Genomic DNA, 26,441 nt, shown 5'->3' on the forward strand with positions numbered 1-26,441 from the left:
CAAGGAGAGGAACCGCATGAGTGACCGAATCACAGTGGAGGAACTGGCCGAACTCATGAAGAAGGCCGCCGGGATCACCGTCAGCCCGCAGGAGCTGGCAGACCGGTCCGAGACCGCATTCGACGAGATCGGCATCGACTCGCTCGGCCTGCTCGGCATCGTGGGCGAACTGGAGAACCGGCACGGTATCCCGATGCCGGCCGACGCGGAGCGCTGCAAGACGCCCAGGAAGTTCCTCGACCTCGTCAACAGCACCCTTCTGGCAGGAGCGTAGACATGGCCGGACACACGCAGAACGAGGTCACCATCGCCGCGCCGGTGGATCTCGTCTGGGACATGACCAACGATGTGGCGAACTGGCCACGGCTCTTCAGCGAGTACGCCTCCGCCGAGATCCTTTCCCAGGACGGCGACAGGTGCACCTTCCGTCTGACCATGCACCCGGACGAGAACGGCACCGTGTGGAGCTGGGTCTCCGAGCGCGAGCCCGACCGGGCCACGCTCTCTGTCAGGGCCCGCCGGGTCGAGACGGGCCCCTTCGACCACATGAACATCCACTGGAGGTACGAGGAGGTCCCCCGGGGCACGCGGATGATCTGGACACAGGACTTCGCGATGAAGCCGGAAGCGCCGGTCGACGACGACTGGATGACCGACAACATCAACAAGAACTCCAAGGTCCAGATGGCCCTGATCCGCGACAGGATCGAGAAGGCCGCCGCCGGGCACCGGGCCGAGCCGGCCCTGACCACCGACTGAGCCGGACGGAGAGAGGACCGTGTACCAAGAACTGATCGTCGCCCGAATGGCCCCGGGTTCGGCCCCGGACATCGCCAGGATCTTCGAGGAGTCCGACCGGGGGGAGTTGCCGCACCTGGTCGGTGTCACCCGACGCAGCCTCTACCAGTTCGGCGATGTGTACATGCACCTGATCGATGCGGAACGGGACCCGGGGCCCTCCATCGCCAAGGTGGCGAACCACCCCGAGTTCCGGGGCATCAGCGAGCGGCTGTCGGCGTACGTCAGCGCCTACGACCCGCAGACCTGGCGCTCGCCCAAGGACGCGATGGCCCAGCGCTTCTACCTGTGGGAGCGCGACTGAGCCGCCGGACCGAGCCACCTGACGCGCCGTCCGGTCCCTCACGGACGGCCACCGGCCGCCGGGCCCGCACTGTCGCGGGCCCGGCGGCCGGTGTCCGAGGAGGTCGCGGCGGCGCCGCCGGCGGGGTCCGGTCAGGCGGGCACCGCGCAGTCGAAGGCGTGCAGATAGGCGTTGACCGGGCTGATGTCGTCGATGACCAGGCCGGCCGCCTTCAGCCGGTCGGCCATGCTGGCGCTGGTGTGCTTGGCGCCGCCGACGTTCAGCAGCAGGAGCAGGTCCATGGCGGTGCTGAACCGCATCGAGGGGGTGTCGTCGACGAGGTTCTCGATGACCACGACCCGCGCCCCGGGCCCGCCCGCCTCGATGACGTTGCGCAGGCAGCGGGCGGTGGAGTCGTCGTCCCACTCCAGGATGTTCTTGATGATGTAGACGTCGGCCCTGACCGGGATGGCCTCGCGGCAGTCGCCGGGCACGATCCGCACCCGGTCCGCCAGCGAGCCGCCCGCGCGCAGCCGGGGGTCGGCGTTGTCCACCACTCGCGGCAGGTCCAGCAGGGTGCCGTGCATGTGCGGATACTTCTCCAGCAGGCTCGCCACCACGTGCCCCTGTCCGCCGCCGATGTCGGCGACCGAGGAGGCGCCGGACAGGTCGAGGAGCGCGGCGACGTCCCGAGCGGACTGCTTGCTGGAGGTCGTCATGGCCCGGTTGAAGACGTCCGCCGACTCGGGGGCGTCCTCGTTGAGGTGGACGAAGAACTCCTTGCCGTACAGGTCCTCCACCACGTTGCGGCCGGTGCGCACCGCCTCGTCCAGTTTCGGCCAGGCGTCCCAGGTCCACGGCTCGGTGCACCAGAGGGTGATGTAGCGCAGGCTGCCCGGGTCGTCCTCGCGCAGCAGCCGGGACATGTCGGTGTGCGCGAACGTTCCGTCGGGCTGCTCGGTGAAGACGCCGTAGCAGGTCAGCGCCCGCAGCAGCCGGCGCAGCGGCTTCGGTTCGGTCTTCACGGCGGCCGCGAGGTCCTCCACGGCCATGGGTGCGTCCCCGAGCGCGTCGGCCACACCGAGCCGGGCGGCCGCGCGGAGGGCGGCGGCGCACGCCGCCCCGAACGCGAGTTCCCTGAGCCGCATGGACGGCGGTGGGGCGGACTGAGCGGTCGTCATGTGCCGCCTTCCTTCCTTCTCGGTTCCGTGGGTTCCACGAGTGGCTACGGCCTCAGCACAGTCCCGCGGGCTTGGAGACCCGGCAGGAGTTCTCTGCGAAGGTGTTGTGGTGCGCGGCGCTCTCCTGGTTGACCAGGTCCGCCGGGGAGTTGCCGTCGAGCACGTTCCGGCTCACCCGGTTCCGCTCGCCGGCCGCGCCGACGAAGCTCTTGAACAGCACGATGCCGCCGGAGAAGGGGGACCTGCCCGAGTTGCGGACGACGAGGTTGCGGAACACGTCGGTCTGCTCGGTGCCGGTCAGGACGATGCCCGAGCCCTGGAGGAAGGGCAGGCGGGCGGTCGCCGGGCAGAACCTGTTGTTCTCCGCGACCCGATTGTAGCGCACGGTCAGGGCGCCGGCCCGCGGCTTGTTCTCGTCGCCGACGACGAACACGCCCACGCAGTTGCCGGAGACGTCGTTGCTCGCGACGGTGAGGTTGCGCAGCCGGCGGACGGTGACGCCGATCCGGTTGCCCTCCAGCCGGTTGCCGGCGATCAGCGTTCCGCCGGTGTCGGCGGCGCCCTGCTCGGCGGTGACCGTGTTGGCCAGGAAGAGTCCCGCGTCGCCGTTGCCCCGGGCGGTGTTGCTCCGGTATTCGCTGCGAACGGACCGCTCCTCGGCGATGCCCCACATCCCGTTCTTCTCGGCGGTCACCTGCCGCACGGTCAGCCGGTCGGTGCCCACGGCCATCAGGCCGGTGTGGGAGAAGCCGGTCAGGGTCAGACGGGAGACGGTGACACCTTCCAGGCGCTTGGCCTTGGTCCCCATCACGCAGATGCCGTTGCCCCGCTTGCCGCAGTCGCTCCGGCCGCCCGGTTCCAGGACGGTGCCGCGGCTGCCGCGCAGGGTCAGACGGGGTGTCGTCACCTTGACGCTCTCGTGGTAGACGCCGGGCAGCACCAGCACGGTGTCACCCTGCTTCGCGGAGTCCACCGCCCGCTGGATCGACTCGCCCGGATGCACCAGGTGCGTCCTGGGCGCCAGGACCGGTGGGGCGGCGGCGATGCCCGAGCCGGCCAGCGCGGCGGCGCTCAGGAGCAGAGCGATATGGCGTTTCGTCATATTCTGTACGGTATGGCCCGATAGTCGGCTGGAACGCCCGATGGGCCGTCCGGCGGCGTGTCATCGGCGCGGGCGCGGTCCGGCGGCGTGTCACCGGCGCAGGGCGCGGCCGATCCACAGCTGTTCGGGGGACAGGGGGCGGCCGTCCTCCAGGTCCCACAGGGCGTTCTGCAGCACACGGCCGAGCGTCCAGGAGCGGGCCCGGTCGCGGTCGAGGCCCAGCGCCCCGGTCATGGCCTCGAAGCGCGGGACGACCTCGGCGGGCTCGAAGCGGTTGAACAGCGCCGGGAGCAGCTCGAAGCCGGGGTCCCCGGCGAGCGGCTTGGGATCGATGGCCAGCCAGGGCTCGCGGTCGGCGCCGAGGACGTTGTCGTAGTGCAGGTCCCAGTGCAGCAGCCGGTCGCCGCTTTCGCCGGCGACCTCGCGCACGGCGGCGGCGCAGTCCGCGAGCAGCCGGCGGTCGTCCCCGCCGGGCAGTCGCCGCAACGCGCGCGGAGTCCGCTCCAGCAGGTCACCCGCGATGTCACCCAGCCGCCGTATCCCCGCCGGGGCCGGTACGGAGGTCAGGCGGGCCAGCAGGCCGGCGATCACCAGGACGGCCTCACGGGTGTCCGGCAGGCGTGTCAGCGGGCGGGCGGAGTCGAGCCGTTCCAGCAGCAGCGTGCCGGTCGGCTCGTCGTGTTCCAGCAGCCGTACGGCCCCCGCGCCGTCCCACACGCGCAGCGCCGGCGCCTCTCCCGCACTCTCCTCGTCGGGGAGTTGGAGCTTCAGGACGGCGGGCAGGCGGTCGGCGCGGACGACCGGGAGGACCAGCGCGCACACGCCGTGCATCGCCGGCCCGTCGATCCGCAGCCGCCACCGGTCGAGGAAGCCGGCCACCTGCCGGGGCAGACCGGCGACGAACGCGCGGCCCGCCGCCCCGTTGAATTTCTCCTGGGAAGCGGCCAGCGCGCCGGGCACCTCGATCACACCGACGACCATACTTGCGCGTGTGAGCTGGGTCATGCGGATGCGGCGTGGGCTCCGGGCGGCGACGGCGTACGTCCGCAGCGCTCCGGGGACGTACGTCTGGCTGCTGATCCTGTTCCTGACCACCGTCGCCCTGCACCACATGTCGCCGCAGTTCGAGGAGCACTTCCTGCGCCACCGCTCGACGAACCTGCGCGAGCTGTCGAACGACCCGGTGCGGGTGCTCTTCTCCAGCGCCATGTGGATCGACAGCGGCCACTGGCTGCCGTACGCGGTCCTCTACACGATCTCCCACGCCCAGGCCGAGCGCTGGCTGGGCACCCTGCGCTGGCTGCTGGTGTGCGTGACCGCGCACGTGCTGGCGACGCTGATCAGCGAGGGCGCCGTGCTGTGGGCGATCCAGCGGCACATGGTGCCCGAGTCGGCCGTCAACACTCTGGACGTCGGTGTGAGTTACGCCCTGGCCGGGGTGATGGGGGTGCTGATGTACCGGATCGCCCCGCCCTGGCGGTACCTGTACCTGGCCGCCGTCCTCGCCTTCTACGCCGTGTCGCTGGTGACCAGGCACACCTTCACCGATCTGGGGCACTTCGCCGCCGTCCTGATCGGCCTGGGCTGCTATCCGCTGGTCAGGGGCCGGGGAGAGCCGTGGAACCCGGGGAAGGCGCTGTTCGCCCTGAGGCGTTAGCGCCCGGCCCTCGGGCCCTGTGCCTCATGCCACTGGTTCCGATACGGGCGCCTCCGTCGGGGCCCCGTGCTTGGGGGCCCTGCCCGTCACCATCAGGCCCGCGATCAGACCGGCCACCAGCATGACGGCGGCCGCCCACCAGAGGGCGACCGTGTAGCCGTGGACGATGCCCTCCGGCACCACCCGGACCCGGTCCGCCGGGCTGCGCAGATGGGCGGTGACGTAGGCGGCGCCGCTGGTCGTGGCGACCGTGTTGAGCAGGGCGGTGCCGATGGAACCGCCGACCTGCTGCGAGGTGTTCACGGTCGCGGAGGTCACCCCCGAGTCCTGCGGAGCGACGCCCGCGGTGGCGGTGGCGAACACCGGCATGAAGGTCAGGCCCATGCCGAGGCCCATCAGCACCAACGCGGGCAGCACCTCGCTCGGGTAGCGCGAGTCGACCGTGAGCCGGGTCAGGAGCAGCAGCCCGCCCGCGGCGAGGAGCATGCCGGGGACCATGAGCACGCGCGGCGCCACGTGCCGCAGCAGCCGGGCCGAGATCTGCGTCGAACCGGTGACGATCGCGGCGGTCAGCGGCAGGAAGGCGAGACCGGTGCGCAGCGGCGAGTAGCCGAGGATCTCCTGCAGGTAGTACGTCATGAACAGGTACAGCCCGAACATGCCGATCACCGCCAGCAGCATGGTCAGGAGGCAGCCCGCCCGGACGCGGTCCCGCAGGACGTGCAGCGGCAGCAGGGGCACCGGCGCCCGGCTCTGCCACCACACGAACGTCAGGAGCAGCGCCGCACCGAGGGCGAACAGGCTCAGCACCAGCGGGTCGGTCCAGCCGCGCGGCTGGGCCTCGCTGAACCCGTAGACGACGGCGACCAGGCCGCCGCAGCCCAGCGCCGCCCCGGGCAGGTCCAGCCGGGCGCCCGCCCGGCCCGGCCTGTCGCGCAGCAGGGCCAGGGCGCCGAGGACCGCGACGACGGCGATGGGCACGTTGACGTACAGGCACCAGCGCCAGTTCAGGAACTCCGTCAGCACGCCGCCGACGATGAAGCCGATCGCCGAGCCGCTGCCCGCCAGGGCGCCGTAGATGCCGAACGCCTTTCCGCGCTCCCTGGGGTGGGTGAAGGTCGTGGTCAGCAGGCTGAGCGCGGAGGGGGCGAGGACGGCGGCGAAGGCGCCCTGAAGGGCGCGGGCGCCGTAGAGCATGCCCGAGGAGGTGGCCGCGCCGCCGAACGCGGAGGCGGCGGCGAACCCGGCCAGCCCGACGACGAACGTGCGCTTGCGGCCCACCAGATCGGCGATCCGCCCGCCCAGCAGGAGCAGCCCGCCGAAGCCGAGGGAGTAGGCGGTGATGACCCACTGCCGGTTGCCGTCGGACATGTGCAGGGCGTGCTGAGCGGAGGGGAGCGCGATGTTCACGATCGTCGCGTCCAGGACCACCATCAGCTGCGCGAGCGCGATGACGACCAGTGCCCACCAGCGGTGCCGGTCGGTGTCCCGGGAGGGGGTTTGGCCTGGAAGGGCGGCGCTCATCTGGCCAGAAGACCATGAATCGGGAGGTATCGCATCCTCGTGTGTGCAGGGCGCCCCGCGGTCGGGAGGGGGATTGTCAGTGGCGGGGTGCAGCATGGGGGCATGGTGAGCGGAGCGAGCGGTAGGGCCGGTGTGAAGGGCGCGCGGCGGCCCGAGGTGCGGTTGCCGGCGCTGGAGGCGTACGGCGGCGAGGGACTGGCGCCGGACGGGGACTACGACGGGCTGGAGTTCCGGGAGGAGGACTTCGCCGGGCAGGACGGGGCGGGGGCCCGGTTCCTGGACTGCGCGCTCGGAGGCTGCGCGCTGGACGACGCGTCGTTGCGGCACGCCCGCTTCCTGGACTCGGTCCTCACCGGCATACGGGGTGTCGGCACCGACCTCGCCGACGCGACCCTGCGTGATGTGGAGGTGGTCGACGCCCGCCTCGGCGGTGTGCAGTGCCATGGTGCGGTCCTGGAGCGCGTGTGGATCCGCGGCGGCAAGATCGACTACCTGAACCTGCGCAGGGCCCGGCTGCGGGACGTCGTCTTCGAGGGCTGCGTCCTCGTCGAGCCGGACTTCGGGGGCGCCCGGCTTGAGCGGGTGGAGTTCGTGGACTGCGTGGTCAAGGGCGTCGACTTCAGCGCGGCGACGCTCTCGGACGTGGACCTGCGGGGCGCCGCGTCCCTGGAGATCGCGCGCGGGCTGGACCGGCTGGCCGGCGCGGTGATCAGCACCGGTCAGCTCCTGGACCTGGCACCGGTGCTGGCGGCGGAGCTGGGGATCAGGGTGGAGGGGTGAGGGGACTGAAAGGGCTGAAGGGCTGGAAAGGGGCTTCCGGCCAAGAGGGGGTCAGGAGACGCGGGGGTAGCGGGCCTGGAGGGTCCAGATCGCCGGGTTCTCCGCCAGGTCCTCGTGCAGGTCGCACAGATCGGCGACGAGGTCGTGCAGGAAGTCACGGGCCTCGCGGCGCAGCGCCGAGTGCGAGAAGGTCAGCGGGGACTCCTCGACGGGCATCCAGTCGGACTCGATGTCGACCCAGCCGAAGCGGCGCTCGAAGAGCATGCGGTCCGTGGACTCGGTGAAGTCCAGCTCCGCCCGCTGCGGACGGGAGGCGCGGGAGCCGGCCGGGTCCCGGTCCAGCCGCTCGACGATGTCGCACAGGGCCCAGGCGAAGTCGAGCACGGGCACCCAGCCCCAGGCCGTGGCCAGTTCGCGGTCCGACTCGGTGTCGGCCAGGTAGACGTCGCCGCAGAACAGGTCGTGCCGCAGCGCCCGCACGTCCGCGCGGCGGTAGTCCGTCTGCGGCGGGTCGGGGAAGCGGTTGGAGAGGGCGTAGCCGATGTCGAGCACGTAGGCGATGGTGTCATGTGCCCCGCATAGGATCGCGCGCGTGTATCGATCTGCCCTGCTTGTTCGGACCGCCGCGGCCGGCTGCGCCCTGCTCGCGCTGACGCTGACCGGGTGCGACGGCGGTGTCCGGGGCACCCCGGGCGGGGCCGGGGTGCACGATCCGTACTTCCCCAGGGCGGGCAACGGCGGGTACGACGTCAGCCACTACGGCCTGACCCTCGACTACGACCCGGACCGACGTCACCTCACGGGTACGGCGGTGATCACCGCCCGGGCCGCCAAGGACCTGTCCGCCTTCGACCTCGATCTCGTGGGGCTCGACGTCCGGAGCGTCACGGTGGAGGGGAGGGCCGCCTGGTTCAGCCGGGCCGGGCAGGAACTCACCGTGCGCCCGCACGACGATCTGCTGAAGGGGAAGACGTTCACCACGACGGTGCGCTACTCGGGGCGGCCACAGGTCGTCGTCGACCCCGACGGGGCGCGGGAGGGATGGCTGCCCACCGCCGACGGCGCTCTCGCCCTCGGTGAGCCGGTCGGCTCGATGGCGTGGTTCCCGGGAAACCACCACCCCTCCGACAAGGCCGCGTACGACATCTCGGTCACCGTGCCCGAAGGGCTGCGGGCGGTCTCCAACGGCGAGTTGAGGAGCGAGACGACCAGCGGGGGGCGTACGACGTTCCGGTGGCGCAGCGCCGAGCCGATGGCGAGCTATCTGGCCACCGTCGCGATCGGCCGCTTCGAGATCACCCGCTCCACCACGAGGAGCGGTCTGCCGGTGTACGTCGCCGTGGAGCCGTCCCAGGTACGGGAGAGCGGGGCCGTGCCGGCCAGGATTCCCGAGGTCGTCGAGTGGGCGGAGCGCCGCTTCGGCCCGTACCCCTTCTCGTCCACCGGCGCGATCGTCGGCCGCCGCGAGGACGCCGGTTACGCCCTGGAGACCCAGAACCGGCCCGTCTTCCCCGGCGCCCCCGACATCGGAACCCTCGTCCACGAACTCGTCCACCAGTGGTACGGCGACTCCGTCACCCCGAAGAGCTGGCGGGACATGTGGCTGAGCGAGGCCTTCGCGACGTACGCGCGGTGGCTGTGGGACGAGGATCACGGCGGCCGGACCGCGCAGCAGGCCTTCGACGCGCTCCAACGCGGCGACTACTTCGCCGACGACGCCCAGAACAGGGCCGTGTGGTCCTTTCCACCCGCCAAGCCGGTCGACGCCGCGCACATCTCCGAACGCCCCGTCTACGAACGCGGCGCGATGGTTCTGCACAAGATCCGCCAGGCGGTCGGTGACCACGCCTTCGACGACATCGTCCGGGGCTGGGCCGCGGCCCACCGCCACGGCAACGCGGACACCACCGACTTCACCGCCTACGTGGAGAAGAAGGCCCCGGGCACGGACTTCGGCGGGATCTGGGCCGACTGGCTGTACGGGGACGGCAAGCCGACGGGTCCCTGACCGCGGCCGGCCGGTCCCTTCGCCGGCCGGCCCGTTTCCTCAGTCCAGCCGCTTGCGCAGCACCACGCACGGGCGGCCCATGCGCCGGTCCCGGCGGTGGGCGAGGTGCCGGTAGCCGAGGGCGGTCCAGAACGCCAGGCCCCCGGGGTTGTTCCCGAGAACGGCCAGGCGCACGGCGGTGCGGCCCGCGGCACGGAAGCGGTCCTCGACGAGGGACGCCAACCGGCGCCCGTAGCCGTGCCGTTGTGCGCCCGCGTCGATCATCAGCAGGCCGATCCACGGGTCCGGGTCGGCCGGGTCGGGATGGTGGGCGAGCGTGATCGCGATTCCGACGAGCCGTCCCTCGCTGCGGGCGAGCAGCACCTCCGCGTCCGGGGCGGCCAGTTCGTCCGCCAGCGCGGTCGCCACCTGTTCCGGGCGGATGTCGTCCGGGTCGGGGAAGTCGCCGCTGAGGGCGTGGAAGTCGCGCTGGGAGGCGTAGAGCGCGGTGAGCTCGGTCAGCAGCTCGCCCGGGAGGCCGCGGTCCGGCGGGAGGGTCAGGGGCTCGAGGAACACCCGGGCAACGTACCGCGCGCCACACGCCCCGGGTGCCCCCTGGCGCGGAGGACGGCCGACCGGAGCGGTGGGAAGCAGCGCCCGCAGCTCCGGCCCTGCGCGGGCCGGGGCTGCGGGCGGTGGACCGCGTCCGTCAGACGTTGACGCCGAAGTCCTGGGCGATGCCGACCAGGCCCGAGGCGTAGCCCTGGCCGACGGCGCGGAACTTCCACTCCGCGCCGTTGCGGTACAGCTCGCCGAAGACCATGGCCGTCTCGGTGGCCGCGTCCTCCGACAGGTCGTAGCGGGCGATCTCGGTGCCGCCGGCCTGGTTGACGATGCGGATGTAGGCGTTGCGGACCTGGCCGAAGTTCTGGCCGCGGTTCTCGGCGTCGTAGATGGAGACCGGGAAGACGACCTTGTCGACGTCGGCGGGGAGCCCGGCGAGGTTGACGTTGATCGCCTCGTCGTCGCCCTCGCCCTCGCCGGTGACGTTGTCGCCGGTGTGGACGATGGAGTTGTCCGGGGTCTGCTTGTTGTTGAAGAAGACGAAGTGCTGGTCCGAGTAGACCTTGCCCTGCGCGTTGACCGCGATCGCGGACGCGTCCAGGTCGAAGTCCGTGCCGGTGGTGGTGCGGACGTCCCAGCCGAGGCCCACGGTGACGGCGGTCAGGCCCGGAGCCTCCTTGGTGAGCGAGACGTTGCCACCCTTGGACAGGCTTACAGCCATTGTTGGGAGTCCCTTCCCTCGTTGCGTGTGCGGACGAAGCTACCGCCACCCATAGGAACGCCGAGGAGGGTCCTGCGGGTTCCGCGTCCCTTTACCTTTTTTACCCACCCCGATCGAACGCGTCCGCGGCGAAAACAGGATGACGTGACGCGGTGGGGAAGGGGAACATGGACGACATGTCCGGTCCCCATCTCATCCGCGGCTCCGTCGCGCTCCCCGAGGCCGAACTGGCCTGGCGCTTCTCGCGGTCCTCCGGGCCAGGCGGTCAGCACGTCAACACCACGGACTCCCAGGTGGAGTTGCGTTTCGACCTCGCCGGCACCGAGGCGCTGCCCGAGGTGTGGAAGCAGCGCGCGCTGGAGCGCCTCGCGGACCGGCTCGTCGACGGCGTCATCAGCGTGCGCGCCTCCGAGCACCGCTCCCAGTGGCGCAACCGCGAGGCCGCCGCCGTGCGCCTCGCCGCGATCCTCGCCGAGGCGACCGCGCCCCCGCCCAGGCCGCGCAGGCCCACCCGGATCCCGCGCGGCATCAACGAGCGGCGGCTGCGCGAGAAGAAGCAGCGCTCCGAGACGAAGCGGGGGCGCTCCGGGAAGAACTGGGGGTAGCCCCGGGTACGGCGCCGGCGGGACGCCGGACGCGGGCGGGGCGTCAGCCCAGCCGGCGGTAGCGGCCGCGGTAGTACAGCAGCGGTTCGCCGCCCGTGCCGGGCAGGCGGGCCGTCAGGACCCGGCCGATGACCAGGGTGTGGTCGCCCGCCGGCACCCGCTGCTCGGTGCGCAGCTCCAGGGTGGCCAGGGCGTCGGTCAGCAGCGGGGCGCCGGAGACCTCGCCGCGGGTGTGGGGGAGGTCCCTGAACAGCAGGCGGTCGCTGACCCGGCCCTTCATGGCGAAGCGGCCGGCGGCGGTGTGCTGGCTGTCGGTGAGGACCGAGACCGCCCACAGGGGCTGTTCGGCGAGCAGGTCGTCCATGCGGGAGCCCTCGCGCAGGCTGACCAGGGCCAGCGGCGGGTCCAGGGACACCGACATGAACGCCGTCGCCGTCATGCCCGCGTCCTCGCCGGCCGGCGCCTGCGGGTCGTCCGGGTCGAGCGATGGCTCCTGCGCGGTCACCAGGACCACACCGGCGGCCAGCCTGGACATCGCGGCACGGAACTCCTCGTTGGTCACCCCCTCAGCATGCCCGGGCGGGGGTCCCCCCTGCCCGAGCGGAGCCCGGAGCTCGGCAGAGGCGGTGGGGGAGGAGGGCGGTACGGAGGAAGTCTTCAACACACACGGAACGCTAACCACCGGTCCGCGGTCGCCGCATCGGGCCTCCGCCCGAAGCCGGACCTAGGACCAGCGGACGAGTATGTCGTGCATCATGTCCCCACGGCCGCGCGGCCCGCGTTCACCAAACGCACAGGGAAAAGACAGAAACCGCACTCAATTGTTCACGTTCGTCTGTGACTTGAGTCACAAGAGCTGTGAATTGTTGACCCTGTGTACCGAGTGGGCTTCGCGCTGTGATTCAGTGGCGGAGAATGCGCAGACGAACGCCGAACAGCACCCTTGATTCGCTGGCGAGGTCTCGGGGGGAGGGCGAGCATGGAGACCGACTCGGAGCCGTACGTCCGCCTGGCGTCCCTGCGGCAACTGCACCAGGTCATGGCGGACATGAACACCGCGAGGAGCCTGGCGGACACACTGCAGACCGTCGCCGACGGCGTCGTGCAGGGCCTCGGCTACGAGCTGGCCTGCGTCAACCTCGTGCGTGCCGACGGTGACCTCGTGGTCGCCGCCTTCGCCGGGAACTCCGCCGCGGAGGCGTTGATCACCGGCCGCGTCGGCTCGCGGGAGTCCTGGGACCGACGGCTGGCCATGGGCGAGCAGTGGGACGGCCTGGTCTTCATACCCCACACCGAGGGCTGGGTCCTCGACGACGACGACGTCCCGACGTGGTACACCGACGGGCCCGCGCCGCGCTTCGAGGACGAGTGGCACCCCGCCGACCGGCTCTTTGCGCCCATGGACGTCCCCGGCGGGTCCGGCGGCTCCTCCGGCGAGCTGCTCGGCGTGATCTCCGTGGACCGCCCGCGCAACGGCCGTCGGCCCGGCGCCTGGGGCCGTGAGGCCCTCCAGATGTACGCCTTCCAGGCGGCCATCGCGATCAGCAACGCCCGGCTGCGCTCCAACATGCAGCGCGCCCTCATACGCCTGGAGCGCGAGCAGCAGGCCCTGCGCGCCAGCGAGGAGAGTTTCCGCCAGGCCTTCGAGTACGCGCCCTCCGGCATGGCCATCGCCGAGATGGGCGGCGACCAGCACGGCCGGATCCTGCGCACCAACGACGCCCTGTGCCGCCTGCTGGGCCGCCCCGCCTCCGCCATGCGCCGCTACTCCTTCTCCGACCTCGTCCACCCCGAGGACATAGGCACCCTGCTGCGGACCTCGGCCGAGGGCGGCCGAGCGGAGCTGCGCCTGGGCCGCCGCGACGGCTCGTACGTGTGGGTGTCCCTGCGCAACTCCGTCGTCGCGGACGCCGCCGACGGGCCCCGCTTCCTGCTCACCCACGTCGAGGACATAGAGGAGCGCAAGCGCCGCGAGCTCCAGCTCGCCCACCGCGCCTCCCACGACTCCCTCACCGGCCTGCCGAACTCCGCCGAGCTGCGCGCCCGCCTGTCCGCCCGGCTGTGCCGGCGGCCCCAGTCCGCGCACGCGGGCGACGCCGAGTCGCAGGACACCGCCTACGGCCACCCCGGCTACGACGTCGGCGACCACGGCTTCGACTTCCGGCCGGGCGCCCGGGCCTACGACGCCTACGACCACCATGTCCACACCGTCGCCCCCGAGGGCGACCACGACGACGGCGCCAAGGGCCTCGCGGTCCTCTTCTGCGACCTCGACGGCTTCAAGTCGATCAACGACCGGTTCGGGCACAACGCGGGCGACGCGGTGCTCATCGAGGTGGCCCGGCGGCTGAGCAACGGCGTGCGCGACGGCGACACCGTGGCCCGGCTCGGCGGCGACGAGTTCGTGATCCTCGCCGACGGCCTCGGCCGGGCCGACGCTCAGGACCTCGCCGTACGGCTGCGCAACGAGATCATCCAGCCGATCCGCGCCGAGGGCCGGGCCGTCCGGGTCGGGGCGAGCTTCGGCATCGGGTGGGCGCACTGCGGCATGACGGCGGACGAAGTGCTGAAATCAGCCGACGAACGGATGTACGTCGAGAAACGATCTCGTCCCAAACAGCATCGCCGCGCCGGATGATCCGCAGGTCAGCCACCCTGTGCGGCATGAGTCACCCGTTTGGGTCCCACGAAGCGGGTAGGCTCGCCTTTCTCACGACGTACCGCACCACCCGCACCTGTTGAGGAGTACCAAGGGATGACGCCCGGCAACAGCGGCGCGAGCACGCCCGAGGACGACGACCCGTTTGGCTACCTGTACGCCGACGGCCAGGCCAACGGAGCCCAGCCGCCCTCGGGCGGATACGGCTACCCGAACTCGGTCAACCGTGTCCGCGCGGTCGGTCAGCGGCAGTACGGCCAGGTCCCGCAGCAGCAAGGCGCGTACGGCCAGCCGAGCGCCCATTACGCCGCACCCGAGACCCTCCCCGGCGGCGCCTCGACGCGGCAGCAGCCCCAGGGTGGTGGCGGCCGTGGCCGCGGCCCGAACACCAAGGGCCTGCTGATCGGCGCCATCGCGGTGGTCGCCGCGGTCGTCATCGGCATCGGCGTGGCGATGATCGGCGACGACTCGGGCAAGAAGGACGACAACCAGGCCGGCGGTACGCCCCCGACGGCCACGCAGAGCACCGAGCCGAGCCCGTCGGCGAGCAGCAGCGCAGCGAGCGACGGCGAGTTGCCGAAGACCGACGCCGAGGCGCTGCCGCTGGACGGCGGCGCCACCAAAGCCTCGGACATCAAGGGCGCCAAGGCGGCCGGCGGCGTCTATGTGGCGAACTTCAACAACGTCGGCGCCTCGGCCACCTGGACCGTCGACGGCATCCCCGAGGACGGCAAGTACACCGTGTTCATCGGTTACGGCGTCCCGGGAAAGGACGGCACCGCCACTCTGACGGTCAACGGCACCGTGTCCGACAGGCCGATCAACCTGAAAAACTGGACGAACGCAGCCGAGGGCGACTACGAGAAGGGCTGGACGAAGACCTACAACTGGATCCAGCTCAACAAGGGCACGAACACCATCAGGATCTCGTGCGAGCAGGGTAACCAGTGTGATGCGAACCTTGACCAGTTGTGGCTGGTCAAGGGCTGGGTCACGTCGGGCTGACGTTCACGCCGCGGTGGCTTCCCCCGTCACCGCCACCCGCCCCAGCAGTTCCTCGTAGGCCGCGCGGTCGAACTCGCCGGCCACCGGGGACAGGACCGTCGCCGTGGACAGGGCGACCGCGCGGCTCAGGCGGTCCGGCCAGGGGAGTTGCTCCACCAGACCCACCAGCAGGCCCGCGACCGCGGAGTCACCGGCGCCGGTCGGGTTGCCCCGGACGCGGGACGGCGGGGCGGCCCGCCACAGGCCGTCGGAGGTGTGCGCGAGCAGGCCCTCCGCGCCCAAGGAGGCGACCACCGCGCGGGCGCCGCGCCGGCGGGCGTCCTGGGTGGCGCGCAGCGGCTCGTGGGAGCCGGTGAGTTCGGCCAGTTCGTCAGCGTTCGGCTTGACGATGTCGGGACGGGCGGCCACGGCCCGGCGCAGCGCCTCGCCACTGGTGTCCAGCAGCACCGGCACGTTCGCGGCGCGCGCGGTGCGCACCAGACCGGCGTACGCGCCCACCGGCAGCCCCGGCGGCAGGCTGCCGCACAGCGCCACCGCCGACACCGAGCCGAGCAGGTCCTCGTAGACGTCCTGGAAGGCGGACCACTCGGCCGGTGTGATGACCGGGCCGGGCTCGTTGAGCTGGGTGGTGTCGCCGGTGTGCTGGTCCACCACGGCTATCGTGCGCCGGGTCGCGCCGGCCACCGGGACCAGCGCGTCCACCACGCCCGGTGCCTCGGACGCGAGGAGGTCGCGTACCTCGTGCCCGGTGGCCCCGCCCGCGAAGCCGGTGACCGTCACCTCGTGACCGAGGGCCGCCAGCACGCGGCCCACGTTGACGCCCTTGCCGCCGGGCCGCTCGGTCACCTCGGACACTCGGTGGGAGGCGTGCTGCCGCAGGGACGGCACCCGATAGGTGATGTCGAGAGCGGTGTTCAGCGTGACCGTGAGGATCACCGGGCCGACCTCCCCCGAGTAAGCGCGTCCGCCGCGAAGTTCCGAAGACTCGATCATGCCAAAGACCCGGCCCACCGCCCACCCCTCGGACCGGCCACCGCGGCCGGACGGGCGGACGGATCAGCCCAGTTGGGGCTCAACCACCCATGCGCCCTGCCGCATCACGCCGTTCAGGGCGAAGTCCTCGTCGAGCAGGACGAGATCGGCGTCCTTGCCGGGTTCCAGGGAACCCACCCGGTCGTCCATCCCGAGCAGCCGGGCCGGATTGGCGGACAGCGCGGCGACCACGTCCGTGACCGGCAGCCGGTCGATCGTGACCGCCCGCCGGAACGCCCGGTCCAGGGTCAGGGTCGAGCCCGCGATCGAGCCGCCCTCCACCAGCCGCGCCACCCCGCCGTCGACCTCGACCTGGAGCGGGCCCAGCAGGTAGCGGCCGTCGCCGATCCCGGCGGCGTCCATGGCGTCGGTGATGAACGCGACCCGCCCGGCGCCCGCGTGGTGGAACGCCATCTCCAGGGCGGCGGGGTGCAGGTGCACGCCGTCGTTGATCAGCTCGACCGTGATCCGCTCGTCCTCCAGCAGGGCCACGATCGGGCCGGGGGCGCGGTGGCCGAGCGGCGGCATCGCGTTGAACAGGTGGGTGGCGACGGTGGCTCCGGCGTCGATCGCCTCCACCGTCTGCTCGTACGTCGCGTCCGTGTGCCCGATCGCCGCGATCACGCCGTGCTCCGTGAGCAGCCGTACGGAGTCGATGCCGCCGGGCAGTTCGGTGGCCAGGGTCATCATCCTGGCCCGGCCGCGGGCGGCGTCGATCAGCTTGCGCACCTCGGCGGGGTCCGGGTCGCGCAGCAGCTCCTCGGAGTGTGCTCCCTTGCGGCACGGCGAGATGAACGGCCCCTCGAAGTGGACGCCCGCGATCTCGCCCTGCTCGGCGAGTTCCGACAGCAGCCCCGCCTGCTTGACGAGGAGGCCCATGTCGTCGGTGACGGTCGAGGCGACCAGGGTGGTGGTGCCGTGCTTCCGGTGGGTGCGGACGGCGGTCAGCACGTCGTCGGCCGTGCCGGAGAAGGAGGCGCCGCCTCCGCCGTGGTTGTGGATGTCGACGAAGCCGGGGACCAGCCAGTGCCCGCGTACGTCGAGGATCTCGGCGTCCTCCCGGGCGGTGTCGGCGATCCGCGTGCCGTCGACGATCACACGGCCGCCGTCCACGATCCCGGTGGGCAACACCACCCGGGCTCCGGTCAGAACCTTGCTGGGGGCCATCAGGTGGCTACCTCCGGAAAGTCGTAGAAGTGTTGAGCAGGTCCCAGGCCAGGAGCCCCGCGCCCAGGCATCCGGCGGTGTCCCCGAGGGCCGCGGGAACGATCGACGGCAGCTTCTGGAAGGTGACGCGCCGCCGGACCGCCTCGCGCAGCGGCGCGAACAGCGTCTCGCCCGCCTCGGCGAGCCCGCCGCCGATGATCAGCGTGCGCGGGTCCAGCAGGGTGAGCGCGGTGACCAGCCCGTCGGCGAGCGCGTCGACCGCCTCCTGCCAGACCGCCCGCGCCCGCGCGTCCCCGGACTCCACGGCCTTGGCGCAGTCCGCCGCGTCCGCGTCCGGGTTCCCGCACGCCTCGGCCCACGCCTGGCTGATCGCCGACGCGGAGGCGAACCGCTCCAGACAGCCGTGCTGCCTGCACGGACAGGCCAGGCCGCCGGGGCGTACGACGATATGGCCGATCTCGCCCGCGAAGCCGTGCGCGCCCGCCTCCACCCGGCCGTCGATGCCGATGGCGCCCGCGATCCCGGTGCCGAGCGGCACGAAGAGGAACCGGTCGGCGCCCTTGCCCGCCCCGATCCGGCCTTCGGCCAGCCCGCCGGTGCGTACGTCGTGGCCCAGGGCCACGGGGGCGCCGAGCCGCTCGGCGAGCAGGTCGCGCAGGGGTACGTCACGCCAGCCGAGGTTGGCCGCGTAGGCGGCGACACCCCGCGCCTCGTCGACGATGCCGGGGACGGCGACACCGGCCGCGGCCGCCTCCTCCCCGAGGTGCCGGACGCCGTGCGCCCGCAGCTCGGCGGCGAAGTCGAGGATGCCCTCGACGACGGCGTCCGGTCCGCGCTCGCGGCCGGTCGCCCGGCGGGCCCGGTGCAGCAGCGAGCCGTCGGCGGCGACCAGGGCAGCCTTCATCCCGGTGCCGCCCACATCGAGGGCGATGACGTGTTTCACGTGGAACAGTGTGGACCCGTCGACCGGGAGAGGTCTAGTCCACTTACTTGGTGCAGACCAATTGTGTCCACATGGTGACGCCGGTACGGTCGGAACGGCGCGGCGGCACCGGCCCAGCCGTGACAGTCGGGTCCGACGAGGGCCGCTGTCGGTGGTGGAGGCTACGGTGCCCTGTATGGACGACGACGAGGAGCAGGGGCTCGGCCGCAGGGAGCGGGACATCCTCGCCCTGGAGCGCCGCGGCTTCACCGGCCCCGGCGCGAAGGAGCGCGCGATACGCGAGGAACTGGGCCTCTCGCCCGTCCGCTACTACCAGCTCCTCAACGCCCTCCTCGACGACACCCGTGCCCTCGCCCACGACCCGGTCACGGTGAACCGGCTGCGCCGGGTGCGCGAGGCCCGGCGCGCCGAGCGCTGAGACCCGCCCGGAACGGAGGAGTGCCCGCGGCCGTGGAGGGATAGGTTCGCCCTATGGGAAGCCAGGACAGTCACGCCACCGACTCGACCGCCCCCGTCTCCTCCCTCCCGACGCCCGCCACTTTGGCGGGCCGGGACGGGCTCGCCGCGATCCTTGCCCGGCCGGAGCACGCGCTGATCGCGCTCGACTTCGACGGGACGCTCGCCCCGATCGTCCCCGACCCCGACCAGGCCCGCGCCCACCCGGACGCCGTGCCCGCGCTCTCCGCGCTCGCCCCGAAGGTGGCCGCCGTCGCGGTGGTCACCGGCCGCCCGCCCGGCGTCGCGGTGCGCCACGGCGGCTTCGCGGGCGTACCCGGCCTGGAACACCTGGTCGTCCTCGGCCACTACGGCGCCGAGCGCTGGGACGCCGCCACGGGCACGGTCACCGCCCCGCCCCCGCACCCCGGTGTCGCCGCGGTCCGCGCCGAACTGCCCGGCCTCCTCGACCGGATCGGCGCCTGGCACGGCACCTGGATCGAGGAGAAGGGCCGCTCGCTCGCCGTCCACACCCGCCGTGCGGACGACCCGCAGGCCGCGTTCGAGGCGCTGCGCGAGCCCCTCGCCGACCTGGCCCGCCGACACGGGCTGATCGTCGAGCCCGGCCGTATGGTCCTCGAACTGCGCCCTCCGGGCATGGACAAGGGCGTCGCCCTCCTGGACTGCGCCCGCGACCTGGGCGCCACGTCGGTCCTGTACGCGGGCGACGACCTGGGCGACCTGCCGGCCTTCGCCGCGGTCGACAAACTCCGCTCGGACGGGATTCCGGGCGTCCTGGTCTGCAGCGGCAGCACGGAGGTCACGGAGGTGTCGGAGAGGGCCGACCTGGTGGTGGACGGCCCGGCCGGGGTGGTGGCACTGCTGAGGAACCTGGCGGACCGCCTCGCCTAGCCACTCGGCCGCTCAGCCGCCCAGTTCCTCCAGCTGGTCCAGGAACCACCGAGCGGGCGGCAGCGCGGTCGCGGCGGCGGCCAGCCGCTTCGTCCGCTCCGCCCGCTCGTGCTCCGGCATGCTCAGCGCCCGGTGCAGCGCCCCGGACGTCCCGACCACGTCGTACGGGTTGACGACGACCGCGTCCTCCCCCAGCTCCGCGTACGCGCCCGCCTCCCGCGACAGCACCAGCGCACACCCCGAGTCGGAGACGACCGGCACCTCCTTGGCGACCAGGTTCATCCCGTCCCGGATGGGGTTGACCAGCGCCACGTCGGCGATCCGGTACGCCGCGAGCGAGCGCGCGAAGTCGTCCTCCACGTGCAGCAGGACCGGGGTCCAGCCGGGCGTCCCGTAGCGGGTGTTGATCTCCTCGGCCACCCGCCGCACCTCCTCCGTGTACTCCCGGTACACCGCGAGGTCCTGCCGTGAGGGGTAGGCGAACGCCACGTGCACCACCCGCTCGCGCCACTCGGGGCGGTCCTCCAGCAGCTGCCGGTACGCGTGCAGCCCCCGCACGATGTTCTTGGACAGCTCGGTCCGGTCCACCCGCACGATCGTCCGGCGCGGGTTCCCGTCCGATCCGGTGCCGACCTCCTCGCGCAGCGCCGCCATCCGCTCGTCGACGTCGGCACGGTGCGACCGCTCCCGCAGGAACTCCGCGTCCGCGCCCAGCCCGTGCACCCCGATCCGGGTGCCCCCGAGCCCGCCGACGAGCGCGTCGCAGCAGCCGGCGAACGCGTCCGCCCACCGCTGGGTGAGGAAGCCCAGCCGGTCCGCGCCCAGCATCCCGCGCAGCACCTGCTCGGCGATGTCGTCGGGGAGGATCCGGAAGTAGTCCGCCGGCGCCCACGGCGTGTGCGAGAAGTGCCCGATGCGCACATCGGACCGGAAGTCGCGCAGCATCCCCGGCACGAGCGTCAGGTGGTAGTCCTGGACCACCACGGCCGCCCCCTCGGCCGCCTCCTCCGCCAGCGCCTCGGCGAAGGCCAGGTTGTAGGCCTCGTAGGACTTCCAGCGGCGCCGGAACTCCGCGTCGAAGACCGGCTCCAGCGGGGTCTGGTACAGCATGTGGTGGACGAACCACAGCACCGAGTTGGCGATGCCGTTGTAGGCGTCGGAGAAGACCTTCGCGTCGATGTCGAGCATCCGCACCTGCTGCCCGCCGGTCGCCTCCGACGGCAGCCGGCGCCCGCCCTCGAAGCGGCCCGCCGCCTCCCGGTCGGCGTCGCTCAGCGCGGCGCACACCCACACCGCGCCCGCCTCCGGACCGATCGCGGAGAGCCCGGACACCAGCCCCCCGCCTCCGCGCCGGGAGTGGAGCGAGCCGTTCTCGCGCACCTCGTACGAAACCGGGCCGCGATTGGACGCGACCAGTACCTCGGCACCGTGCGTAGAAGCCATACGCCTCAACTTAGCCCGGCCCCGAAACGCTCAAACGTACGGTTCCGCTTCGTAGCCGGCGGACGACGGGCGGGACCGGTGTTTCACGCCACCTGCCGGGCCGCGTACTCCGCGATCTCGGCCATCGGCGGACGCTCCTCCGTGTCCACGCCGTACGTCCGCGGCTCGAAGCCGTTCTCGCCGCGGACGAACTGGGTGAGGCAGGGGCGCACGAGGTGGCCCCGGGCCAGGCGCAGCTGGGCGGTGCGGTAGATCGCGGCGGCCATCCGGCCGAGCGCCTGTCCGTCCTGGTGCCGGTGCCTGCGCACGCCGACGTCGACCTGGGCGAGGGCGTCCAGACCCACCAGGTGCAGCGCGTCGACCAGCATGCCCAGCTCGACGCCGTAGCCGACCGGGAAGGGCAGTTGTTCGAGGAGTGAGCGGCGGGCCGCGTACTCGCCGCCGAGCGGCTGCACGAAGCCGGCCAGCTGCGGCCAGTGCATGTTGAGCAGCGGGCGTGCCATCAGCTCGGTGACCCGTCCGCCCTGCCCGGCCTGCCCGGCCGCGGCCGGTTTGGAGGTGTGCCCGCCGGGCACGGTGAAGGGCCGGTCGTACATCGCCTTGACCAGGTCGACGTCGCGTTCGGTGAGCAGCGGGCCCACGATGCCGGTGACGAAGTCGGAGGAGAACTCCCGCAGATCGGCGTCGACGAAGCAGATGACGTCCCCGCGGGTGACGAGCAGGGAGCGCCACAGAACCTCGCCCTTGCCCGGCACGGCCGGCAGGCGCGGCAGGATCTCGTCGCGGTGCACCACGCGGGCGCCCGCGGCGGCGGCCACCTCGGAGGTGCGGTCGGTGGAGCCCGAGTCGACGACGACGATCTCGTCGACGAGCGGCGCACGCTCCACGAGGTCGCGGCGGATCACCGCGACGATGTCGCCGACCGTCGCCTCCTCGTTCAGCGCGGGCAGCACCACGGAGACCGACTGGCCGGTGCGCTGCTTGGCCGCCAGAATCTGGTGGAGCGGCCGGTCGGCCACGGACCAGGAGCGGGTGGCCAGCCAGCACTCGACTTCTTCCAGCACGGTCAGCGGCTCCTCACTGTTGTCTCGCGCTTCGGACGACTGACTCAGCCGTCCTGGCCTTCCGTTACAGTCTGAACAACGCGGACGACCATCCCATGCCGGGGGTCACCTCCGCGTCACAACCGAATACAGCTCATCCAGAGGGGCAGAGGGACACGGCCCGATGAAGCCCCGGCAACCCTCCAGCCGGTTCTCGTATCGACTGCTGTGCCTGCACAGCCGATCGTCTTCGCGAGGCTCCCGGCTAGGGAAGGTGCCAAATCCGTCTCACGGCGAGATGCGTCGTGAGGAAGATGAGGAGAAAGGGCCTCGCCTCACATGGCTGTGCAGACCGTTGTAAGCAGCACCGACTCCACCGTGGACCTCGGCCCCGCAGCGGCGCTGAGCTGCCGCGAGTGCGGTCACCGCGTCCCCCTCGGCCCGGTCTTCGCCTGCGAGGAGTGTTTCGGCCCGCTGGAGATCGCCTACGACTTCTCGGCCTACGACACCGAGGAGCTGCGCAAGAGGATCGAAGCGGGCCCCGCGAACATCTGGCGCTACGCGCCGCTGCTGCCCGTCCCCGCGGACGTCGCCGGCAAGCCGAACCTGAACCCGGGCTGGACCAAGCTCGTCCGGGCCGACCGCCTCGCCCGCGAACTGGGGGTGACCGGCGGGCTGTACGTGAAGGACGACTCCGGCAATCCCACGCACTCCTTCAAGGACCGCGTGGTCGCCCAGGCACTGGAGGCGGCCCGCGCCTTCGGCTTCACCACCCTCTCCTGCTCCTCGACCGGCAACCTGGCCGGCGCCGTCGGCGCCGCGGCCGCCCGCGCCGGGCTGCGCTCCTGCGTGTTCATCCCGCACGACCTGGAGCAGGGCAAGGTCGTGATGGCCGCGATCTACGGCGGCGAACTCGTCGGCATCGAGGGCAACTACGACGACGTGAACCGTTTCTGCTCCGAGCTGATCGGCGATCCGGCCGGCGAGGGCTGGGGCTTCGTCAACGTCAACCTGCGGCCGTACTACGCCGAGGGCTCCAAGACGCTGGCGTACGAGATCTGCGAGCAGCTCGGCTGGCGGCTGCCGGACCAGATCGTCGTCCCGATCGCCTCGGGCTCCCAGCTCACCAAGGTCGACAAGGGCCTGCGGGAGCTGATCGAGCTGGGGCTGGTCGAGGACAAGCCGTACAAGATCTTCGGCGCCCAGGCCGAGGGCTGCTCGCCGGTGTCCACCGCCTTCAAGGCCGGCCATGAGGTCGTGCGGCCGCAGAAGCCGAACACGATCGCCAAGTCCCTGGCCATCGGCAACCCGGCCGACGGCCCGTACGTCCTGGACATCGCGCGCCGCACCGGTGGCGCGGTGGAGGACGTGACCGACGAGCAGGTCGTCGACGCCATCAAGCTGCTGGCGCGGACCGAGGGCATCTTCGCCGAGACCGCGGGCGGTGTGACGGTCGGCGTGACGAAGAAGCTGGTCGAGGACGGCGTCCTCGACCCGACGAAGACCACCGTCGTCCTCAACACCGGCGACGGGCTGAAGACGCTGGACGCGGTGGCCGGCACCGGCCTGACCGCGACGATCCGTCCGACCCTGGACTCCTTCCGAGAGGCTGGCCTGGCATGAGCGTGACCGTTCGCATCCCCACCATCCTGCGCACCTACACCGGCGGCCGGGCCGAGGTGAACGCCGAGGGCGCGACCCTGTCCGAGGTCATCTCGGACCTGGAGAAGAACCACACGGGCATCTCGGCACGGGTCCTGGACGACCAGGGCAAGCTGCGCCGCTTCGTCAACGTGTACGTCAACGACGACGACGTCCGGTTCGAGCAGGGCCTCGAGACGGCCACCCCGGACGGCGCGGGCGTCTCGATCATCCCGGCGGTCGCCGGCGGCTGATCATTACCTTCGGTAATCCCGATTACGCAGAGTTCATCGAATTGCCCCCTCCGTGAGAGAAGCGGAGGGGGCAATTCTGTGTGGTTGAGCGCGGTAGAGTTGGGGAACGCGCCCTCCAACTCCGAATCCGGGGCCATGGATTCCTGCCGCGAGCCCGGCAAGAAGTAGCCAAAGTCTGCGGGCCTTTTGTGGCATTTGCCTTGTTTGCGGGGCCCGACTTGCCCTGAATTCGCGTGAATTCTTCCTATATTCCGGACCGCGTACGTCCAGATTTCTCGTCCGATTGACCTGTTGCAGACGGCAGTTGGACAGATACATTCAGCCGCGGTCGACGCGTTCCGGCGCACGCCCCCGATCCACGGGGGGTGAGGTCTGACCCGGGTCCGCGAAGTGTGGATCTGTGCAAGGGCCAGTAATAGGGGAGTTAGGCATGGCTCAGGGCACCGTCAAGTGGTTCAACGCGGAGAAGGGGTACGGCTTCATCGCGGTCGACGGTGGTGCGGACGTCTTCGTCCACTACAGCGCGATCCAGATGGACGGCTACCGCACGCTGGAAGAGGGCCAGCGGGTCGAGTTCGAGATCTCGCAGGGCCAGAAGGGTCCACAGGCCGACATGGTCCGTGTCACGGCCTGAATCGCGCGACCACCGCAAGCGACGTTCTTCTTCGGAAGGGCCCGCACCTCCGCTGCCGGGGTGCGGGCCCTTCGCTGTGTCGGCGCACTTCCCCGTCCGGCGGTCGGCACGCCCGTGTCCGCGCACCGCGCGCCCGCACGGCCCGGTACGCCCGTGTTCGCGCCCGGCCGAGTGCCCCGCCGACCCCCGAAGGCGCTTGCACTCGAAGGGGTCGAGTGCTAATCATTGGCGTTAGCACTCTGAAGGTGAGAGTGACAACGAAGGACCGGGTCGGTGAGGCCACGGGCCGGGTGGGGCAAGGAACCACCGGTCGGGGGCCGTCCGTCGCGGGCGCGGGCGCGGTCCGAAGTAATCACCCCCAGTCCTGGGAGGACCACTTCACATGGCCAAGATCATCGCGTTCGACGAGGAGGCGCGGCGAGGCCTCGAGCGCGGCATGAACCAGCTCGCGGACGCCGTCAAGGTGACCCTCGGCCCCAAGGGCCGCAACGTCGTCCTCGAGAAGAAGTGGGGTGCCCCCACGATCACCAACGACGGTGTCTCCATCGCCAAGGAGATCGAGCTCGAGGACCCGTACGAGAAGATCGGCGCCGAGCTGGTCAAGGAAGTCGCCAAGAAGACGGACGACGTCGCCGGCGACGGTACGACCACCGCGACCGTGCTCGCCCAGGCCCTCGTCAAGGAAGGCCTGCGCAACGTCGCCGCCGGTGCCAACCCGATGGCCCTGAAGCGCGGTATCGAGAAGGCCGTCGAGGCCGTCTCCGCCGCCCTGCTCGACCAGGCCAAGGAGGTCGAGACCAAGGAGCAGATCGCCTCCACCGCCTCCATCTCCGCCGCCGACACCCAGATCGGCGAGCTCATCGCCGAGGCCATGGACAAGGTCGGCAAGGAAGGCGTCATCACCGTCGAGGAGTCGCAGACCTTCGGTCTGGAGCTCGAGCTCACCGAGGGCATGCGCTTCGACAAGGGCTACATCTCCGCCTACTTCGCGACCGACATGGAGCGCATGGAGGCGTCGCTCGAGGACCCGTACATCCTCATCGCCAACTCCAAGATCTCCTCGGTCAAGGACCTGCTCCCGCTCCTGGAGAAGGTCATGCAGTCGGGCAAGCCGCTGCTGATCATCGCCGAGGACGTCGAGGGCGAGGCCCTGTCGACCCTGGTCGTCAACAAGATCCGCGGCACCTTCAAGTCCGTCGCCGTCAAGGCCCCGGGCTTCGGCGACCGCCGCAAGGCCATGCTCGGCGACATCGCCATCCTCACGGGCGGCGAGGTCATCTCCGAGGAGGTCGGCCTCAAGCTGGAGAACGCGACCCTGGACCTCCTGGGCCGCGCCCGCAAGGTCGTCATCACCAAGGACGAGACCACCATCGTCGACGGTGCCGGCTCCTCCGACCAGGTCAACGGCCGGGTCAACCAGATCCGCGCCGAGATCGAGAACAGCGACTCCGACTACGACCGCGAGAAGCTCCAGGAGCGCCTGGCGAAGCTCGCCGGCGGTGTCGCGGTCATCAAGGCCGGTGCCGCCACCGAGGTGGAGCTCAAGGAGCGCAAGCACCGCATCGAGGACGCCGTGCGCAACGCCAAGGCGGCCGTCGAGGAGGGCATCGTCGCCGGTGGTGGCGTGGCCCTGCTCCAGACCACCAACGTCTTCGAGAAGCTGGAGCTCGAGGGTGACGAGGCGACCGGCGCGCAGGCCGTGAAGCTCGCCCTGGAGGCCCCGCTCAAGCAGATCGCCGTCAACGCCGGCCTCGAGGGCGGCGTCGTGGTGGAGAAGGTCCGCAACCTCACCCCGGGCCACGGCCTGAACGCCGCGACCGGTGAGTACGTCGACCTGGTCGCCGAGGGCATCATCGACCCGGCGAAGGTGACCCGTTCCGCGCTGCAGAACGCCGCCTCCATCGCCGCGCTGTTCCTCACCACCGAGGCCGTCATCGCCGACAAGCCGGAGAAGGCCGCCGCGCCGGCCGGCGGCGGCATGCCGGGCGGTGACATGGACTTCTGATCCCCTCGAGGATCGGATCCGTCCTTCACGTACCGAGGGCGGCACTCCCTGGAGACAGGGGGTGCC

General features: G+C 71.5%; 28 protein-coding genes and 1 riboswitch. Of the genes, 15 read left to right on the plus strand and 13 right to left on the minus strand.

Features of this window, described 5'->3' with window-relative positions; genetic code table 11:
* Window positions 1-16 precede the first annotated feature (16 nt).
* From ACIQFZ_RS13500 to ACIQFZ_RS13510, 3 genes are read left to right on the plus strand one after another with little or no spacing between them, the layout of a single operon-like run.
* Window positions 17-274 carry an acyl carrier protein gene (locus ACIQFZ_RS13500; RefSeq protein WP_365430641.1) on the plus strand — a complete coding sequence of 86 codons (258 nt, stop codon included), beginning with the start codon at window positions 17-19 and terminating at the stop codon, window positions 272-274.
* A 2-nt stretch (window positions 275-276) separates the two neighbouring features.
* Window positions 277-759 carry an SRPBCC family protein gene (locus ACIQFZ_RS13505; protein WP_383062466.1) on the plus strand — a complete coding sequence of 161 codons (483 nt, stop codon included), beginning with the start codon at window positions 277-279 and terminating at the stop codon, window positions 757-759.
* 19 nt (window positions 760-778) lie between these two features.
* On the plus strand, window positions 779-1,102 hold the full coding sequence (locus ACIQFZ_RS13510) for a TcmI family type II polyketide cyclase (protein WP_365430643.1): 324 nt from the start codon (window positions 779-781) through the stop codon (window positions 1,100-1,102).
* A gap of 131 nt (window positions 1,103-1,233) precedes the next feature.
* On the opposite strand, the gene ACIQFZ_RS13515 is transcribed toward ACIQFZ_RS13510, so the two are convergent.
* From ACIQFZ_RS13515 to ACIQFZ_RS13525, 3 genes are all read right to left on the minus strand, one after another.
* Window positions 1,234-2,262 (minus strand): methyltransferase, encoded by a 1,029-nt coding sequence (locus ACIQFZ_RS13515; protein ID WP_361412713.1) that lies wholly within the window; start codon window positions 2,260-2,262, stop codon window positions 1,234-1,236.
* 52 nt (window positions 2,263-2,314) lie between these two features.
* Window positions 2,315-3,364, minus strand: a complete 1,050-nt coding sequence (locus ACIQFZ_RS13520; RefSeq protein WP_383056409.1) for a nitrous oxide reductase family maturation protein NosD — start codon at window positions 3,362-3,364, stop codon at window positions 2,315-2,317.
* Window positions 3,365-3,454: 90 nt separating this feature from the next.
* A complete protein-coding gene (locus ACIQFZ_RS13525; protein WP_365775002.1) occupies window positions 3,455-4,345 on the minus strand; it encodes an aminoglycoside phosphotransferase family protein in 891 nt (296 codons plus the stop codon).
* 22 nt (window positions 4,346-4,367) lie between these two features.
* Between ACIQFZ_RS13525 and ACIQFZ_RS13530 the strand changes: the two genes are divergently transcribed.
* Window positions 4,368-5,021 carry a rhomboid-like protein gene (locus ACIQFZ_RS13530; protein ID WP_383056425.1) on the plus strand — a complete coding sequence of 218 codons (654 nt, stop codon included), beginning with the start codon at window positions 4,368-4,370 and terminating at the stop codon, window positions 5,019-5,021.
* Between the two features lie 24 nt (window positions 5,022-5,045).
* Here the strand turns inward: ACIQFZ_RS13530 and ACIQFZ_RS13535 are convergent, their stop codons facing one another.
* Window positions 5,046-6,545, minus strand: a complete 1,500-nt coding sequence (locus ACIQFZ_RS13535) for an MFS transporter (protein WP_365423182.1) — start codon at window positions 6,543-6,545, stop codon at window positions 5,046-5,048.
* Between the two features lie 102 nt (window positions 6,546-6,647).
* Here ACIQFZ_RS13535 and ACIQFZ_RS13540 point away from each other — a divergent pair, with 102 nt between their 5' ends.
* On the plus strand, window positions 6,648-7,325 hold the full coding sequence (locus tag ACIQFZ_RS13540) for a pentapeptide repeat-containing protein (protein ID WP_402691253.1): 678 nt from the start codon (window positions 6,648-6,650) through the stop codon (window positions 7,323-7,325).
* A 51-nt stretch (window positions 7,326-7,376) separates the two neighbouring features.
* Here ACIQFZ_RS13540 and ACIQFZ_RS13545 read toward each other — a convergent pair whose 3' ends face one another.
* Complete coding sequence (locus ACIQFZ_RS13545) at window positions 7,377-7,877, minus strand: hypothetical protein (RefSeq protein WP_225074566.1); 501 nt, start codon at window positions 7,875-7,877, stop codon at window positions 7,377-7,379.
* A gap of 7 nt (window positions 7,878-7,884) precedes the next feature.
* On the opposite strand from ACIQFZ_RS13545, the gene ACIQFZ_RS13550 reads away from it, so the two are divergent.
* Window positions 7,885-9,333 carry a M1 family metallopeptidase gene (locus tag ACIQFZ_RS13550; RefSeq protein WP_402691254.1) on the plus strand — a complete coding sequence of 483 codons (1,449 nt, stop codon included), beginning with the start codon at window positions 7,885-7,887 and terminating at the stop codon, window positions 9,331-9,333.
* Between the two features lie 39 nt (window positions 9,334-9,372).
* Here the strand turns inward: ACIQFZ_RS13550 and ACIQFZ_RS13555 are convergent, their stop codons facing one another.
* Both ACIQFZ_RS13555 and ACIQFZ_RS13560 read right to left on the minus strand, forming a co-directional pair.
* Window positions 9,373-9,888, minus strand: coding sequence for a GNAT family N-acetyltransferase (locus ACIQFZ_RS13555; RefSeq protein WP_365423189.1), 516 nt, complete (start codon window positions 9,886-9,888; stop codon window positions 9,373-9,375).
* Between the two features lie 133 nt (window positions 9,889-10,021).
* Window positions 10,022-10,597 (minus strand): TerD family protein, encoded by a 576-nt coding sequence (locus tag ACIQFZ_RS13560; protein ID WP_361412706.1) that lies wholly within the window; start codon window positions 10,595-10,597, stop codon window positions 10,022-10,024.
* Window positions 10,598-10,764: 167 nt separating this feature from the next.
* Between ACIQFZ_RS13560 and arfB the strand changes: the two genes are divergently transcribed.
* On the plus strand, window positions 10,765-11,202 hold the full coding sequence (gene arfB / locus ACIQFZ_RS13565) for an alternative ribosome rescue aminoacyl-tRNA hydrolase ArfB (protein ID WP_365423194.1): 438 nt from the start codon (window positions 10,765-10,767) through the stop codon (window positions 11,200-11,202).
* Between the two features lie 43 nt (window positions 11,203-11,245).
* Here the strand turns inward: arfB and ACIQFZ_RS13570 are convergent, their stop codons facing one another.
* Entirely contained in the window at window positions 11,246-11,764 is a 519-nt protein-coding gene (locus ACIQFZ_RS13570; RefSeq protein ID WP_365423197.1) for a flavin reductase family protein, read from the minus strand.
* Window positions 11,765-12,181: 417 nt separating this feature from the next.
* Here ACIQFZ_RS13570 and cdgB point away from each other — a divergent pair, with 417 nt between their 5' ends.
* A complete protein-coding gene (gene cdgB, locus ACIQFZ_RS13575; protein WP_365423200.1) occupies window positions 12,182-13,840 on the plus strand; it encodes a diguanylate cyclase CdgB in 1,659 nt (552 codons plus the stop codon).
* 117 nt (window positions 13,841-13,957) lie between these two features.
* Window positions 13,958-14,866 carry a carbohydrate-binding protein gene (locus ACIQFZ_RS13580; protein ID WP_365423203.1) on the plus strand — a complete coding sequence of 303 codons (909 nt, stop codon included), beginning with the start codon at window positions 13,958-13,960 and terminating at the stop codon, window positions 14,864-14,866.
* Window positions 14,867-14,869: 3 nt separating this feature from the next.
* On the opposite strand, the gene ACIQFZ_RS13585 is transcribed toward ACIQFZ_RS13580, so the two are convergent.
* The 3 genes from ACIQFZ_RS13585 to ACIQFZ_RS13595 all read right to left on the minus strand — a co-directional run bounded on the left by ACIQFZ_RS13585 (window position 14,870) and on the right by ACIQFZ_RS13595 (window position 18,008).
* Window positions 14,870-15,802, minus strand: coding sequence for a 1-phosphofructokinase family hexose kinase (locus ACIQFZ_RS13585; RefSeq protein WP_383056423.1), 933 nt, complete (start codon window positions 15,800-15,802; stop codon window positions 14,870-14,872).
* Window positions 15,803-15,922: 120 nt separating this feature from the next.
* A complete protein-coding gene (nagA, locus tag ACIQFZ_RS13590; RefSeq protein WP_402691255.1) occupies window positions 15,923-17,065 on the minus strand; it encodes an N-acetylglucosamine-6-phosphate deacetylase in 1,143 nt (380 codons plus the stop codon).
* Between the two features lie 7 nt (window positions 17,066-17,072).
* Window positions 17,073-18,008, minus strand: a complete 936-nt coding sequence (locus ACIQFZ_RS13595; protein ID WP_402691256.1) for an ROK family protein — start codon at window positions 18,006-18,008, stop codon at window positions 17,073-17,075.
* Between the two features lie 175 nt (window positions 18,009-18,183).
* Between ACIQFZ_RS13595 and ACIQFZ_RS13600 the strand changes: the two genes are divergently transcribed.
* Together ACIQFZ_RS13600 and otsB are read left to right on the plus strand one after the other, a co-directional pair.
* Window positions 18,184-18,426 carry a DUF3263 domain-containing protein gene (locus ACIQFZ_RS13600; protein WP_141360135.1) on the plus strand — a complete coding sequence of 81 codons (243 nt, stop codon included), beginning with the start codon at window positions 18,184-18,186 and terminating at the stop codon, window positions 18,424-18,426.
* A gap of 53 nt (window positions 18,427-18,479) precedes the next feature.
* A complete protein-coding gene (otsB, locus tag ACIQFZ_RS13605; RefSeq protein ID WP_402691257.1) occupies window positions 18,480-19,355 on the plus strand; it encodes a trehalose-phosphatase in 876 nt (291 codons plus the stop codon).
* A 12-nt stretch (window positions 19,356-19,367) separates the two neighbouring features.
* On the opposite strand, the gene ACIQFZ_RS13610 is transcribed toward otsB, so the two are convergent.
* Together ACIQFZ_RS13610 and ACIQFZ_RS13615 are read right to left on the minus strand one after the other, a co-directional pair.
* Entirely contained in the window at window positions 19,368-20,798 is a 1,431-nt protein-coding gene (locus ACIQFZ_RS13610) for a trehalose-6-phosphate synthase (protein ID WP_402691258.1), read from the minus strand.
* An 83-nt stretch (window positions 20,799-20,881) separates the two neighbouring features.
* The gene (locus ACIQFZ_RS13615) at window positions 20,882-21,862 is read right to left on the minus strand and encodes a glucosyl-3-phosphoglycerate synthase (RefSeq protein WP_402691259.1); all 981 of its coding nucleotides are present in this window, start codon (window positions 21,860-21,862) and stop codon (window positions 20,882-20,884) included.
* 130 nt (window positions 21,863-21,992) lie between these two features.
* A riboswitch (SAM riboswitch) is annotated at window positions 21,993-22,162 on the plus strand.
* Between the two features lie 18 nt (window positions 22,163-22,180).
* On the opposite strand from ACIQFZ_RS13615, the gene thrC reads away from it, so the two are divergent.
* The 4 genes from thrC to groL all read left to right on the plus strand — a co-directional run bounded on the left by thrC (window position 22,181) and on the right by groL (window position 26,375).
* On the plus strand, window positions 22,181-23,464 hold the full coding sequence (gene thrC / locus ACIQFZ_RS13620) for a threonine synthase (protein ID WP_365774993.1): 1,284 nt from the start codon (window positions 22,181-22,183) through the stop codon (window positions 23,462-23,464).
* Window positions 23,461-23,736, plus strand: coding sequence for a MoaD/ThiS family protein (locus ACIQFZ_RS13625; RefSeq protein WP_365774991.1), 276 nt, complete (start codon window positions 23,461-23,463; stop codon window positions 23,734-23,736). Before thrC ends, ACIQFZ_RS13625 begins: the two co-directional genes overlap by 4 nt.
* Window positions 23,737-24,166: 430 nt before the next feature.
* A complete protein-coding gene (locus tag ACIQFZ_RS13630) occupies window positions 24,167-24,370 on the plus strand; it encodes a cold-shock protein (protein ID WP_004986573.1) in 204 nt (67 codons plus the stop codon).
* Between the two features lie 382 nt (window positions 24,371-24,752).
* Window positions 24,753-26,375 carry a chaperonin GroEL gene (gene groL, locus ACIQFZ_RS13635; protein ID WP_365436971.1) on the plus strand — a complete coding sequence of 541 codons (1,623 nt, stop codon included), beginning with the start codon at window positions 24,753-24,755 and terminating at the stop codon, window positions 26,373-26,375.
* Window positions 26,376-26,441 lie beyond the last annotated feature (66 nt).

The sequence above is a fragment of the Streptomyces sp. NPDC093064 genome (assembly GCF_044754605.1).
Classification (GTDB): Bacteria; Actinomycetota; Actinomycetes; order Streptomycetales; family Streptomycetaceae; genus Streptomyces.